This is a genomic window from Mesorhizobium shangrilense (assembly GCF_028826155.1).
GTDB lineage: Bacteria > Pseudomonadota > Alphaproteobacteria > Rhizobiales > Rhizobiaceae > Arvimicrobium > Arvimicrobium flavum.
Window position 1 is genome coordinate 2,709,041 of record NZ_JAQGPN010000001.1, and the last position, 12,889, is coordinate 2,721,929.

Annotated in this window: 12 protein-coding genes and 1 tRNA gene; 4 read left to right on the top strand and 9 right to left on the bottom strand. The window is 63.3% G+C overall.

Annotation, left to right across the window (positions count from 1 at the left end; genetic code table 11):
• Window positions 1-207 precede the first annotated feature (207 nt).
• Both PD284_RS13080 and PD284_RS13085 read right to left on the bottom strand, forming a co-directional pair.
• Window positions 208-933, bottom strand: coding sequence for a hypothetical protein (locus tag PD284_RS13080; RefSeq protein WP_274628629.1), 726 nt, complete (start codon window positions 931-933; stop codon window positions 208-210).
• A gap of 284 nt (window positions 934-1,217) precedes the next feature.
• A complete protein-coding gene (locus PD284_RS13085) occupies window positions 1,218-5,060 on the bottom strand; it encodes a vitamin B12-dependent ribonucleotide reductase (protein ID WP_274628630.1) in 3,843 nt (1,280 codons plus the stop codon).
• A gap of 747 nt (window positions 5,061-5,807) precedes the next feature.
• Here PD284_RS13085 and PD284_RS13090 point away from each other — a divergent pair.
• From PD284_RS13090 to PD284_RS13100, 3 genes are all read left to right on the top strand, one after another.
• On the top strand, window positions 5,808-6,416 hold the full coding sequence (locus PD284_RS13090; RefSeq protein ID WP_274628631.1) for a sulfite oxidase-like oxidoreductase: 609 nt from the start codon (window positions 5,808-5,810) through the stop codon (window positions 6,414-6,416).
• A gap of 23 nt (window positions 6,417-6,439) precedes the next feature.
• Window positions 6,440-7,162: a ferredoxin reductase gene (locus PD284_RS13095; RefSeq protein ID WP_274628632.1), complete on the top strand. Its 723-nt coding sequence runs from the start codon at window positions 6,440-6,442 to the stop codon at window positions 7,160-7,162.
• A gap of 107 nt (window positions 7,163-7,269) precedes the next feature.
• On the top strand, window positions 7,270-8,013 hold the full coding sequence (locus tag PD284_RS13100; RefSeq protein WP_274628633.1) for a GGDEF domain-containing protein: 744 nt from the start codon (window positions 7,270-7,272) through the stop codon (window positions 8,011-8,013).
• Window positions 8,014-8,041: 28 nt separating this feature from the next.
• Here the strand turns inward: PD284_RS13100 and PD284_RS13105 are convergent, their stop codons facing one another.
• The 7 genes from PD284_RS13105 to PD284_RS13135 all read right to left on the bottom strand — a co-directional run bounded on the left by PD284_RS13105 (window position 8,042) and on the right by PD284_RS13135 (window position 12,452).
• On the bottom strand, window positions 8,042-8,533 hold the full coding sequence (locus tag PD284_RS13105) for an NUDIX hydrolase (protein WP_274628634.1): 492 nt from the start codon (window positions 8,531-8,533) through the stop codon (window positions 8,042-8,044).
• Window positions 8,534-8,721: 188 nt separating this feature from the next.
• Complete coding sequence (gene gpt, locus PD284_RS13110) at window positions 8,722-9,225, bottom strand: xanthine phosphoribosyltransferase (protein ID WP_274628635.1); 504 nt, start codon at window positions 9,223-9,225, stop codon at window positions 8,722-8,724.
• A gap of 123 nt (window positions 9,226-9,348) precedes the next feature.
• The gene (locus PD284_RS13115) at window positions 9,349-10,185 is read right to left on the bottom strand and encodes a universal stress protein (RefSeq protein WP_274628636.1); all 837 of its coding nucleotides are present in this window, start codon (window positions 10,183-10,185) and stop codon (window positions 9,349-9,351) included.
• A 75-nt stretch (window positions 10,186-10,260) separates the two neighbouring features.
• Window positions 10,261-11,001 (bottom strand): competence/damage-inducible protein A, encoded by a 741-nt coding sequence (locus tag PD284_RS13120; protein ID WP_274628637.1) that lies wholly within the window; start codon window positions 10,999-11,001, stop codon window positions 10,261-10,263.
• 212 nt (window positions 11,002-11,213) lie between these two features.
• The gene (locus tag PD284_RS13125) at window positions 11,214-11,516 is read right to left on the bottom strand and encodes a GlsB/YeaQ/YmgE family stress response membrane protein (RefSeq protein WP_274628638.1); all 303 of its coding nucleotides are present in this window, start codon (window positions 11,514-11,516) and stop codon (window positions 11,214-11,216) included.
• A gap of 51 nt (window positions 11,517-11,567) precedes the next feature.
• Window positions 11,568-12,170, bottom strand: a complete 603-nt coding sequence (locus PD284_RS13130; protein WP_338036652.1) for a YidB family protein — start codon at window positions 12,168-12,170, stop codon at window positions 11,568-11,570.
• 195 nt (window positions 12,171-12,365) lie between these two features.
• Window positions 12,366-12,452: transfer RNA gene (locus PD284_RS13135), tRNA-Leu, on the bottom strand.
• Between the two features lie 301 nt (window positions 12,453-12,753).
• Between PD284_RS13135 and PD284_RS13140 the strand changes: the two genes are divergently transcribed.
• Window positions 12,754-12,882 carry a hypothetical protein gene (locus PD284_RS13140; RefSeq protein WP_274628639.1) on the top strand — a complete coding sequence of 43 codons (129 nt, stop codon included), beginning with the start codon at window positions 12,754-12,756 and terminating at the stop codon, window positions 12,880-12,882.
• The last annotated feature ends 7 nt before the right edge of the window (window positions 12,883-12,889 follow it).

Below are 12,889 nucleotides of genomic sequence, written 5' to 3' on the forward strand. Positions count from 1 at the left end.
GGCCCTTGGGTCTTCCGTCCGTGGCATTAGCCTGCTGCTGACGCAGTGGGAACGCGAACCGTCCGAGGTCGATCCGAACTCTTTCGACCATCCGGGAAAGAAGGCGAAGGTCGCGCGAGCGCTGCTGTGGCTCACGCCCTTCACCTTCGCGCTGTGCTGGTTCCTCGCCTCGGTTAAGTGGCCGTTGTGCGAGTAATGAATGGCGATCTATGATCGCCTATGGGCTCGGCGTTCTGTTTCAATGATCCTTGACCGGATTGAAGGCCATCGATCGGCAATCTCCCGGCAAGCCGCCTTCAGCATTTTTGCCCTTTGCCGGTAGTTCCGTGGCGCACGGAATGTCCTCTGAGCGAATATGTCAATTACTGCGCACAGGTCGTGTCTTGGTTCACCTAGGGATCTGTAGGCATCCTCGGCATACATCAGCAAGAGGGCACCGTGCAGAGAAGACGTGTCGAGCGAGAGCGGTCTCGATTTGCTGATGTAGGGTTTAATCAGCCCGATGCCCTTGTCGCGCCTGCCAATTTGTGGGGCAACAATAAGATTCGTCGGGCGAACACTAACTGCCACTCCTTCAAGATCATAGATTGGCTGCTTGTCTGGTAGAGAAGATATCGATCCAAGCGGCAATGCCGATAAATCGAGAGTACGGCAGAGTTCTATTGCGTCGTGCGCAGCTAGAAGACGTTGTTCCTCGTGGGAGGTCTCTGGCTTGCGTTTCAGTAATGCCTGATCGAGCGCCAGCAGCCTCCTATCGTCGGTCCCCCGGCTCTCCAGAAAATCCATCGTAGCTCGGTCGATGTCGTTGTAGCGGGTATCTAGCAGAAAGTTCTTCGGTTTGATTGCGTTGGCAATGATTGCGGCACGCCGCACGGGCGTTGCATAGCAATACTCGATCAACCCGTTCGAGCTGATTTGCGGTCTAGTTTTCATATTGAGTCCTGTGTCTGTGGGTATCCAATGGTGCCTACCTCGACAGAAGGAACAGAATCTCTACAGTGCTCTTGCTCAAGAGGAGAGACGTCTGTCTTTTCGCCCCGCGTAGGCTTCGGCTTCATTCGCGGTATCCAAAGCCGATCCGAATGGGTCGGCTTTGGTGTTTCTGGATGTCACTCGTATAAAGACATCGTTATCTGTTTCTGCTTTGTTCCTCTTGCCAGTTCGGCCCGATCTTGCGACCGGGCCGAATGGTTTAACTATCTGATTTTGCTATCTTATCAGGAGCACCCGCTCGTCGCCCCGCAGGTGTCGCACTTCTCACAGGTGCCATTCCGCACCATCGTGAAGTTCTGGCACTCCGAGCAGGAATTGCCGGTGTAGCCCTGCAGCATCGATTTTGCGCGGCGGTCGGCTTCCAGCTTCTTCGCCTCCGCCTTGGCGGCCGCGGCGTCTGCTTGCGCCTTGTCGGAGAACAGCGCAGTGGTCGGCGACGGCGTGTCGAACAGGTCCGGCGGGCTGTCCTCTTCTACCTGCTCGGCGAATTCGGCGGCGCGCTCCTCGTAGTCGCGGCGGAAGGCGGTCGCTTCCTCGCGCTGCTCGGACGCCAACGGCTTCAGGGCCGTCACGGTCGCGCCGGTCGAGATGGCGCGGACGTTGGAGCCCGACACGGCCGTCGGTGCTGCACGCACCGGCTGGCCGCCGCCCGAAGCTCCGGCCGAGCCGGCAAAGCCCAGCGGCTCGCCGGTCTTGCCGGACACCACCTTCAGCGGCGCGCCGCGGGTCAGGCCCTTCGACACGGCCTGCGCCTTGCCCTCGTTGATGCCCTTGCCGAGCGCCGTGTTGGAGAAATCCGACATGTCGACATGGGCGAGGTCGTTGCGGGCGAGGTAGGACACGGCCAGCTCGCGGAACACGTAGTCGAGGATCGACGTGGCGTTCTTGATGGCGTCGTTGCCGATGACCATGCCGGCCGGCTCGAATTTCGTGAAGGTGAAGGCCTCCACATATTCTTCCAGCGGCACGCCGTATTGCAGGCCGAGCGAGATGGCGATGGCGAAATTGTTCATCATGGCGCGGAAGGCAGCGCCTTCCTTGTGCATGTCGATGAAGATCTCGCCGAGGCGGCCGTCGTCGAACTCGCCGGTGCGCAGGTAGACCTTGTGGCCGCCGATCACCGCCTTCTGGGTGTAGCCCTTGCGCCGGTTCGGCAGCTTTTCGCGGTCGCGGTAGAGGCGTTCCACCACGCGCTCGACGATGCGCTCAGTCACCTCGGCGGCGCGGGCGGCCGCAGGCTGCGCGACCAGCGCCTCGACGGCGTCGTCCTCGTCCTCGTCATCGGCGATGAGCGAGGCGTTGAGCGGCTGGCTGAGCTTGGAGCCGTCGCGGTAGAGCGCGTTGGCCTTCAGCGCCAGCTTCCAGGACAGCATGTAGGCGTTCTTGGCGTCCTCGACGGTCGCCTCGTTCGGCATGTTGATGGTTTTTGAGATGGCGCCCGAGATGAAGGGCTGCGCCGCGGCCATCATGCGGATGTGGCTCTCCACCGAAAGGAAGCGCTTGCCGATCTTGCCGCACGGGTTGGCGCAGTCGAACACCGGCAGGTGCTCGGCCTTGAGGAAGGGCGCGCCTTCCAGCGTCATCGCGCCGCAGACGTGGATGTTGGCGGCCTCGATGTCCTTCTTCGAGAAACCGAGGGCAGGAAGCATCTCGAACGAGAAGTCCGAAAGCTGCTCGTCGGTGAAGCCAAAGGTCTCCTTCACCCAGTCGGCGCCCAGCGTCCACTGGTTGAACACGAATTTGATGTCGAAGGCCGACTTCAGCGCTGCGTTGAGGGCGTCGATCTTCTCGTCGGTAAAACCCTTGGCCTTGAGCGAGCCGGGGTTGATGCCGGGCGCCTGGTTCAGGTTGCCGTGGCCGACCGCATAGGCGTCGATCTCGGCGATCTGGCTCTCGGAATAGCCGAGCGTGCGCAGCGCCTCCGGGACGGCGGCGTTGATGATCTTGAAATAGCCGCCGCCGGCCAGCTTCTTGAATTTTACGAGCGCGAAGTCGGGCTCGATGCCGGTGGTGTCGCAGTCCATGACCAGGCCGATGGTGCCGGTCGGCGCAATCACGGTCGCCTGCGCGTTGCGGTAGCCGTGCTCCTCGCCGAGTTCGATGGCGCGGTCCCAGGCCGCCTTGGCGTGCTCGCCGAGCGCGGCCTGCCTGAGGTCGCCATGAACGAGCGGGACCGGGTTGACGGAGAGCTTTTCGTAGCCGTCCTTGTCGCCATAGGCGGCGCGGCGGTGATTGCGCATGACGCGCAGCATGTTGGAGCTGTTGCGGTCGTAGTCCGGGAAGGCGCCCAATTCCGACGCCATCTCGGCCGAGGTGGCGTAGGCGACGCCGGTCATGATGGCGGTGAGCGAGGCGCAGATGGCGCGGCCTTCGGCCGAGTCATAGGGGATGCCGGACGTCATCAGCAGGCCGCCGATATTGGCGTAGCCGAGGCCGAGCGTGCGGTACTCGTAGGAAAGCTTGGCGATCTCCTTGGACGGGAACTGCGCCATCATTACCGAGATCTCGAGCACGATGGTCCACAGCCGGACCGTGTGTTCGTAGGCCTCGATGTCGATCGAGCCGTCTGCATTGCGATAGGGCAGAAGGTTGATCGAGGCGAGGTTGCAGGCCGTGTCGTCGAGGAACATGTATTCCGAGCAGGGGTTCGACGCGCGGATGGCGCCCGCCGAGGCACAGGTGTGCCAATCGTTCATTGTCGTGTTGAAGTGCAGGCCCGGATCGGCGGAGGCCCAGGCGGCGTAGCCGATCTTCTCCCACAGGTCGCGGGCCTTGAGCGTCTTCATCACCTTGCCGTCCTTGCGGGCGGTCAGGCGCCAGTCGCCATCAGCCTCCACCGCGCGCAGGAAATCGTCCTTCAGCGAGACGGAGTTGTTGGAGTTCTGGCCAGAGACGGTCAGATAGGCGTCGGAATCCCAGTCGGTGTCGTAGGTCTTGAAATCGAGGCTGGTGTAGCCCTGGCGCGCGAACTGGATGACGCGCTGGACGTAGTTCTCCGGAACCGCGTTCTTCTTGGCGTCCTTGATGGCGCGCTTCAGCGCCGGGTTGACGGCCGGATCGAAGCAGTCGTCGTCGCTGCCCTCGCAGTTGACGCAGGCCTTCATGATCGCGTCGAGATGCTTCTTGACGATCTTGGAGCCGGTGACGAGCGAGGCGACCTTCTGCTCCTCGGTCACCTTCCAGTCGATGAAGGCTTCAATGTCCGGGTGGTCGGCGTCGACGATCACCATCTTGGCGGCGCGGCGCGTGGTGCCGCCGGACTTGATGGCGCCAGCGGCGCGGTCGCCGATCTTGAGGAAGGACATCAGCCCGGAGGAGCGGCCGCCGCCCGACAGCTTTTCGCCTTCGCCGCGGAGATACGAGAAGTTGGAGCCGGTGCCCGAGCCGTACTTGAACAGGCGCGCCTCGCGCACCCACAGGTCCATGATGCCGCCCTCGTTGACGAGGTCGTCGGCGACAGACTGGATGAAGCAGGCGTGCGGCTGCGGGTGCTCGTAGGCAGACTTCGACTTGGTCAGCTTGCCGGTGAAGGGATCGACATAATAGTGGCCCTGACCGGGGCCGTCGATGCCGTAGGCCCAGTGCAGGCCGGTATTGAACCATTGCGGCGAGTTCGGCGCGACGCGCTGGGTCGCGAGCATGTAGGCGAGTTCGTCGCGGAAGCGCCGGGCGTCATCCTCGGTCTTGAAGTAGCCGCCCTTCCAGCCCCAATAGGTCCAGGTACCTGCGAGGCGGTCGAAAACCTGGCGTGCGTCGGTCTCGGAGCCGTAGCGCTCGTCCTCCGGCAGCTTTGCCAGTTCGGTCTCGTCAGCGACGGAGCGCCACAGGAAGGAGGGGACGTCGTTCTCCTCGACGCGCTTCAGCCGCGCCGGCACGCCCGCCTTGCGGAAATACTTCTGGGCCAGAATGTCGGCGGCGACTTGGGAGAACTGCGCCGGCACGTCGATGTCGGCCGCGCGGAACACGACCGAGCCGTCGGGGTTCTTGATCTCGGACAAGGCCTTGCGGAATTCGATCTCCGCGTAGCGAGATTGTCCTTCCTTGGTGAAACGCCGCTCAATGCGCATTCTGGTGGTCCCTTTGGTCTATATATAGCGTCTTTCGCAGAGAGTTGCCGCTCTCAAGTCGCAAGACGTATGTCCGCCGCGTCCGCACGACCGAAGCCGTGCGGTTCTCCATCTCGCAGATGCCTGCCAAATTGCCGGCCGACCCTTGCATGGGCGCCATGTCCGGCAACCGACGAGACCCCTGCGGGTCCGCTTGATTGCTCTGGTGTGGTTGTTTCCTTCGAAGAGGAGTTCCACATTATCTAGTGTCGATCGTAGGCGCAAACACTAAATATAGTGTTAACAGACAATTTACGCCAGTTCCGACTTTGTCCCCAATGCCCCGTATTTTCCGCAACAGCAGCACTCGATCTGCCGCTTCGCGAGAAGCCAGACGATTGCCCCGATATGTCCCAAAATCTGGAAAAAGCCGGCGACACAACCCGTCCGGCCACGCCCGCAACAGGAGCGCATGGCCAATAAAAGGCGACTCGGAGGGCCCCGTCAAGGACTCGTTTCGACCGATTTGCCAGACCCAACATGTTGTGTGGGAGCGATGTGGATATTGGGGAGAATTCGACCCGCAAGCAGCGTGCCTGGGGGTAGTTTGGCCGACGTGGCGGCCCCGTTCGTTGCCATTGCCGTCAAGCCCGCGCCCGGAATGCCGCGCGCTGTCGTGTTCCGCAGGGGACCGGCACGGTCAAGGAAATGGCGCGACAAGCCGGACGGCCCCCGCTATCCTCGGCGTGAACGGCGAAGAGGTGCGAGATGGCGACACGCGGCTTCCTGGGACGGCGCAACAGCGACGACACGACCAAGGACCGATTGCCGCCCGGGCAGTTTCTGGAACAAGGCTTTCCAGTGCTGTCGGCGGGACCTACGCCGCGCGTGAAGACCGAGGAGTGGAGCTTCAAGCTCAAAGCAGGGCCCAGGCTGCTCATGCAGTGGAACTGGGCAGAGTTCAACGCTCTGCCGCAGACCAGGATGACCCGCGACATCCATTGCGTGACGACCTGGTCGAAGTTCGACACGGCCTGGGAAGGGGTTCTGATCGACGACGTGCTGGCCGAAGCCGGCATCGAGGCGCCGACGGGGTTCACCCTCGCGCATTCGGCTGACGGCTACACGACCAACGTGCCGACGGTCGATCTCGTCGGGGGCAGGGCGATGGTGGCCCTGCGCTACGAAGGCAAGGCGATCCCCCCGGACCATGGCGGTCCGGCGCGGCTCCTGGTGCCGCATCTCTATTTCTGGAAGTCGGCCAAGTGGATCACCGGCCTACAGTTCACCGAGAAGGACGAGTTGGGCTTTTGGGAGTTGCGTGGATATCATCGCTGTGGCGATCCGTGGCGCGAGCAACGCTACACAGATGACTGACCGCGGCGGCGAAGGCTAGGCGCGTGCGCTGGCAGCAGGCGAGGATCGCCGGCATCGTGCCGCGCTCGAAGACCGTGTCGAGTTTCTTCTTTGACCTGCCCGAGCCGTTCGACTTCCTGGCCGGTCAGCACGTGGTCGTCCGGCTCACCGCACCAGACGGCTATCGCGCGCAGCGCAGCTATTCGATCGCATCTGCACCGGGTGCGCGCAGCCGGATAGAACTCGCCATCGAGCGCCTGGATGACGGAGAGGTGTCACCCTTCTTCCACGACGTCGCGGAGGTCGGAGACGAGATCGAAATCGGCGGCCCGATCGGCGGCCATTTTGTATGGACCGTGGCGGACGGCGGCCCGGTCCTGCTGATCGCAGGCGGGGCGGGCGTGGTCCCGTTGCTGTCGATGCTGCGGCATCGCGCAGGCGAGGGGGCGACGACGCCGATGGCGCTGCTCTTCTCGGCGCGGACGAAGGCGGACGTCCTGTTTCGCGAGGAACTGTCTGGATTGGCCGCACGCGACGACGGGTTCGAGCTTCAGCTGACGCTTACCCGCGAAGCATCGCCGCCGCCCGGCGCGTTCTCGCGGCGCATCGATCCGGACATGATCCTGGAAGTCACGCGACGGCTGCCGGGGCCGCCGCGCCGCGCTTACATCTGCGGCTCAAATGCGTTCTGCGAGCGCGCCGCCGATGGCGCGCTCGCCGCGGGAATCGACGCCGGCGACATCCGTACGGAGCGGTACGGCGCGTAAACACATTGGGGAGCGTGACCATCGGGTCGCCCGTGCCGCTCGACTATTTCTAACGAAACGTTAAAGGGACCAGCCTACACAGGCTTCGGTCATCAGGCGGAAGAACAATGCTGAGGTATCTTGAGCGCCCGGAGGTGTGGCGGTCGATCGCCCTTTTCGGGCTGGTCCTGCTCGGCGTGGAGGCCATCGTCACCTTCTACTATTGGGACGCCGGCTATGAGAGGCTGCGCTTTGAACTGGTGATCTCGGCCATTATCACCGCCGTTGTCGGCATCCCGGCGCTCGCATTCATCATCCACCAACACATCGCCATGTCCACGCTGAACGCCCGCCTGGCGCATCTCAGCGCCACAGACCAGATGACCGACCTGCTCAATAGACAAACGTTCCTCGACCGACTGGGCGTCTGCCTGCACGAACATGGGCGGCGCCGGTCGGCCGGCGTTTTCGCCTATGTCGACGCCGACCATTTCAAGACGCTGAACGACCGTTTCGGGCACGAGGTGGGCGACCAGGTGATCGTCCTGCTGGCCGACTGCATCCGCGCTGCCGCCAGGCCCGGCGATCTCTGCGCCCGGCTCGGCGGAGAGGAGTTCGGCCTGTTCCTCAAGGGTGCTACGCACGACGAAGCCGCTGCGATCGCCGAGGCGTTGCGCAGGGACGTCGAACTGGCCGGGCTCAAGCTGAACGCGCCGGGGTTTGCTCTGTCGGTGTCGATCGGGCTTGCCGCGCATAGGTGCGGGGTCGGCGCGCTCGAGTTGATGCGCGAAGCCGACCGAAGCCTCTATGCTGCCAAGAATGGCGGACGGAACACCGTGGTGATCGACCTGCGACGCTCTCGCGTCGCATGACGCGGACGGGTCCCGATCCGGGCTCGCTCTATGCCGCAGAGCGTCTGGCTGACTCGCAAAAATCCGCTATCAGCGCGCCGAGATCCTGCTCGTGTACCGCCGCGGCGGCTTCATCGCCGAACATCCATTTGCGGGTTCGCTGGCGCGATTCTTTCCATTTGTCGAAGACGTGCTTCACCTTGAGCGGAAAGACGCGGACCTCGCAGGCAACATCCTCGCCCGACGCCAGCGCCTTGGCGTAGAAGTAGCGGCCCGCCTCGCGAACCGCGACCGCGCCCTTCAGTCCAGCCTCCTCGTGAGCTTCCCGCGCGGCGGCGTCGTTCAGCGGCTCATCGTCCGCCGGCCATCCCTTCGGCAACACCCACCGGCCAGTGTCCCGGCTGGTGATCAACATCACCTCGACGGCGTCACCGTTCCTGCGCCATGGCAGCGCCGCCACCTGAAGGCGGCAGGGCGCCTCTCCGAACAACCGTCGCATGCGATCGACAAGTTGATCGTTGTCGGAGCGATTCATCAACATCGAAACGGTGGGCTCCCCATGCCCGAGTCGTTTGCCGACTTACGAGTTTAGGGGTTAATTGTGTGTAATCAATATTAATAAACAGTAAGCGGGTGGGCGTTTCGGGCAAAAACGCTCGCATTTCCCCACGAAAATCCGGAATGTTCCCGCGAACTGCCCGGCCTTGTCCTGTCAGCCAGGCGTCCGGTTCATCCCCGATGATCGTCGGCGATCGGCTTCTGGTAGGTGAAGCCGAGGTCCCAGGGGAAGTAGATCCAGGTGTCCTGCGAGACCTCGGTCACGAAGGTGTCAACCAGCGGTCGTCCCTTGGGCTTGGCGTAGACGGTGGCGAAGTGCGCCTTCGGCATCATGGCGCGCACGATGGCTGCGGTCTTGCCGGTGTCGGTCAGGTCGTCGACGATCAGGACACCTTCGCCGTCATCCTCGAGGAGGGCAGGCGAGACCTCCTTGAGGACGGCCAACTGACCCTGTTCGGTATATTCGTGATAGGATGCGACGCAGACCGTTTCGATCAACCGGATGCCGAGCTCGCGCGAAATGATCGCCGCCGGCACCAGGCCGCCACGGGTGATGCAGACGATCGCCTTCCACCCGCCATTTCCCTGAGCGCCGGCGAGACGCCAGGCCAGCGCGCGCGCATCACGGTGGAACTGATCCCAGGAGACTGGGAAGGCTTTTTCGGGGAGAGACATGCGATGCACTCCAGAGGGCGCGTGACGCGCCGGACGGTCGAGGAATGCAGCCGGAATTAGCGGGAAAGGGCGGAGCTTGGCAAGTCCCGACGCCGCCTTCTCCCAACGTTTCGATGTCGCCGGTCAGCGCGACATGAATGTCGCCACCGCCATCGACTTCAGGACGGTGCGGGTGACGCCGCCAAACAGGAACTCGCGCAGGCGGGAATGGCTATAGGCGCCGAGCACGACGAGATCGATCGCCCGCTCCGCGACGCGCTGCACGATGACCTCGTCTATGCCGCGGCGCCCTGACTCCAGTCGGGCCACGGACACATTGGCGCCGTGCCGGCGCAGCGTCGCGGCGATGCCTTCGCCGGCCCTGTCGGCAGGGCGGGCAGGATTATCCTCTGCGTCGACGACGAGCACCTCGGTGTGCTCAGCGGCGAGAATGAAGGGCAGTGCGTCGAACGCCGCCCGGGATGCCTCGCGACTCGCGTTCCAGGCGACAAGAACGCGCTTGAAGGTGGTGGTGAGCGGCCCGGAGAACGGCGCGATCAGGACTGGCCGCCCGCTGTCAAAGATCAGGGTCTCGACGTCGGCGGCGGGGGTCTGTGCATGGGGGGAGGGCTGCGCGACGACGACCAGGTCGACGGAACGTGCGCTGGACAGGCCGGAGACGCCGCTGTCGCCGGAAAAACTCTCCAGGCTGCGCCAGTCGTGCGAGATGCCCAGCGGCCCGACCTTGCCCCTGAATACCTCTTCCAGCTTTGCCGCGCGCTCGGCGTTCACCTCGCTCGTCGCCTGCATGAATTCGGCCTCGGGAAAACCGACCGGGCTGGAATAGGCAATCGGGATCGCCTCGGTATGCAAGCCGATCAGGTGCCCTTTCGTCTGCTCCACGAGCGGGATCGCGAACTGCAGCACGCGGTCAACATCGTCTTCGTTCTGGATGATGACGAGAAAAGTTCTGTAGGTCATGACAGCTCCCTCAACGGCGCTCTATTGTGCCATAAACAGCGAGCGGCCGTCACGGGTTCCGTTGCGGACCAGGCCTCAGCGCTGCTCGGCCAGCCCGTTCACCATAGCCTCGACTTCGATCCGGGCGGCGTCCAGCGCGTCCTGCGAACGGGCGCGGACAACCAGCTCCGTCCAGAACGTTCCATCTGCGAATTTTGGGTAGGATCCGATGATCGTATCCGGATAACGCTTCTGGACCTCGGCCAGCGGGCCGCCGATGACGCCCTCGCCGAACGGGCAATGGACGGCGGCCGACAACAGCTTTGCGCCCGTGCGCAGCGTAGGAACGACATTGTCCAGCATCGCCTGGAACACGGCCGGCACCCCCGCCATGCAGTGGACGTTGCCGATGCGGAAACCGGGCGCGACCGAGACCGGATTGTCGATGTGCTCAGAGCCCACCGGCAGGCGCGCCATGCGCTTCCTCGCCTCGGTGAATTCCATGCCGCGCTTCGCGTAGCTCTCGGCAAGCATCGCATAGGCCTTCGCGTCGTAGTCGCAGGGCACGCCGAACGCCTTGGCGATCGAGTCGGCGGTGATGTCGTCATGCGTCGGGCCGATGCCGCCCGTCGTGAAGACGTAGGTGTAACGGGCGCGCAGCGCGTTCACCGCGGCGACGATGTCGTCTTCCTCGTCGGCAACGATACGCACCTCCTTGAGATCTATGCCCACGGCCGTCATGACGGCGGCCAGGTGGCCGATGTTCCGGTCCTGCGTGCGGCCCGACAAGATCTCGTCGCCGATGACGATCATGGCGGCGGTGACGACGTCTGACATGGGAGCGCTCCGGTGGTGCTTGGTGAGATACCGGGGCTAAACGGACCCTGCAAGCCCGGCGAAGGTCGACGGCAGCTTAGGCCCTTCGCGACTTGCTCCGCTGGGAATGCACGACGAAAAGTCAATCACAGGCTGACAAAGTGGCGGTCAGCCAACCGCGATCCACTGCATATTGCGACTGACAGCGCCTGGTGGTCGGCGTGATCGCGAGTTCAGGTGGGTGGCGTCGGCCGGTTCGGGTCACGCGTCGCCGGGGCAGTGTCGCGCCTGCGAACGACATACCCCCAAACCAGCAAGACGATGACAGCTCCCACAACAGCGCCAACGAAGCCCGCCTGCTGACCGGGACCATACCAGCCGAGCGCGCGACCGAGGAAAGTGGCGACTATGGCGCCGACAATCCCCAGAATCGCGGTCATTACAAAATCGCTGGGCTCGGTCCTTGAACGAAAGAGGAGATACTTGGCGACTATGCCGGCTGCCAATCCGATGAGGATCGTCCAAAGGATGTCCATCCAGAGCTTCCCGTATTTTGCGAGTGCGAATCCGCTGGCTTCAGGCTCCGATTACCACGGCGACGTCTCCTCCCGGGTCGGCAGGCGACCGTTCGGGGTCATCTTGTCGACGGCCTCGGGCAGAACACTCTTCAGGCGCGCGAGCAGTTCCTCTCGCGAAAGCCCTGTCTGGCTGGCGAGTTGGTCTATGGTGTCGCTCCCGAGCGCTTCGGCGAGTTGGGGTTCTTCCACGTCCTTGTTTGGTCCGGGCTGAACCCATGAGTCGGCAACATCGCCATGCCCGCTGCCGCTGAAGTTGTCGATCAATTCGCCCAGTCCGCCTGACACATCCGTCTGCTTTGCTCCTGGAGAGCCCCCGAAAAGTTCGCCGAGCAACCCACCAAGACCGCCGGCGCCAGCCGATGCGACTCCAGCTCCCGGACGTGTGCCTCCCGCCTGGCCGCCAGCGGATTGGCCGGTGATGCTGCCAAGCAATTCGCCAAGTCGATCGCGGTTCTGCCAACCGGCCACGGCCAGCATTGCGAGCAGGGCTGTCATGTTGCGAGACGCCATTGTTTCCTCCCTGGAAGAATGCCCGCCGCCCGCAAGTTCAATCAGGATATTATCATTTCGTGACAATGAGGGAAGCGCCGAAGCGCGAAAGGCCATAGCCATGGCCCGCTGCGGGCTTTACGGCCCCGCATTTTGGATCGCTGCGGGATTGCTGTCCGACGCAAAAGCTCACCCGATCCGAACTCTTCGAAGATCTGCTGTATACGTTGTGCCGGTACGCAATCTCGCATCGAGGCAGGGAGCATGTTGAGGCGCTCAACAGAAGTCGACTGCGATGCTCTCCTGTTTGGAGACAGCTGGTGCGGGCGACGGGGATCGAACCCGTAAGTCACTGAGGACGCAAGATTTTAAGTCTTGTGCGTTTACCAGTTTCGCCACGCCCGCTGGCTCAGCTGTGGGAATTGGCACCGTTTCCCACACGTCTGGCGCATTTCCCACACGCGGAAGCCGTGGTCAACCTGACCCCAATTTCCGCAGGCTCGCGCCGATTCCATACGGATGTGAGGGGTGGGGCGGCCTCCATGCGCGTGAACGCGGTGGTTACACTTGCCCGCTATCCTGCACAGCGGATCGTCATCGCCGGGCCAGCCCGCCGCCGGGCAGGCAGTGGCCGATGCGGAGCCCGCGACGCAGGCTCGGGCCAGGAACATCCTCGCGCCGCCGGCACGGGGAAGCGGGGAACACAATGCGCTACGTCATCGTGATCGTTGCGATCGCCTTCTTCATCATCTGGGACGGCCTCTACAATCAGGGCGTCTACCTAGACCAGTTCTTCCGCCTTCTCGTCTCGGTGATGCGTTCGGTCGGCCTCTGACCGTCGT

Excerpts from the sequence above, each read along its gene's own strand:
- PD284_RS13120 (WP_274628637.1), bottom strand. The coding sequence starts at position 11,001 with ATGTCAGACGTCGTCACCGCCGCCATGATCGTCATCGGCGACGAGATC.
- PD284_RS13125 (WP_274628638.1), bottom strand. The coding sequence starts at position 11,516 with ATGGACATCCTTTGGACGATCCTCATCGGATTGGCAGCCGGCATAGTC.
- PD284_RS13130 (WP_338036652.1), bottom strand. The coding sequence starts at position 12,170 with ATGGCTATGGCCTTTCGCGCTTCGGCGCTTCCCTCATTGTCACGAAAT.
- PD284_RS13140 (WP_274628639.1), top strand. The coding sequence starts at position 12,754 with ATGCGCTACGTCATCGTGATCGTTGCGATCGCCTTCTTCATCATCTGG.
- gpt (WP_274628635.1), bottom strand. The coding sequence starts at position 9,225 with ATGTCTCTCCCCGAAAAAGCCTTCCCAGTCTCCTGGGATCAGTTCCAC.
- PD284_RS13100 (WP_274628633.1), top strand. The coding sequence starts at position 7,270 with ATGCTGAGGTATCTTGAGCGCCCGGAGGTGTGGCGGTCGATCGCCCTT.
- PD284_RS13085 (WP_274628630.1), bottom strand. The coding sequence starts at position 5,060 with ATGCGCATTGAGCGGCGTTTCACCAAGGAAGGACAATCTCGCTACGCG.
- PD284_RS13105 (WP_274628634.1), bottom strand. The coding sequence starts at position 8,533 with ATGTTGATGAATCGCTCCGACAACGATCAACTTGTCGATCGCATGCGA.
- PD284_RS13115 (WP_274628636.1), bottom strand. The coding sequence starts at position 10,185 with ATGACCTACAGAACTTTTCTCGTCATCATCCAGAACGAAGACGATGTT.
- PD284_RS13080 (WP_274628629.1), bottom strand. The coding sequence starts at position 933 with ATGAAAACTAGACCGCAAATCAGCTCGAACGGGTTGATCGAGTATTGC.
- PD284_RS13090 (WP_274628631.1), top strand. The coding sequence starts at position 5,808 with ATGGCGACACGCGGCTTCCTGGGACGGCGCAACAGCGACGACACGACC.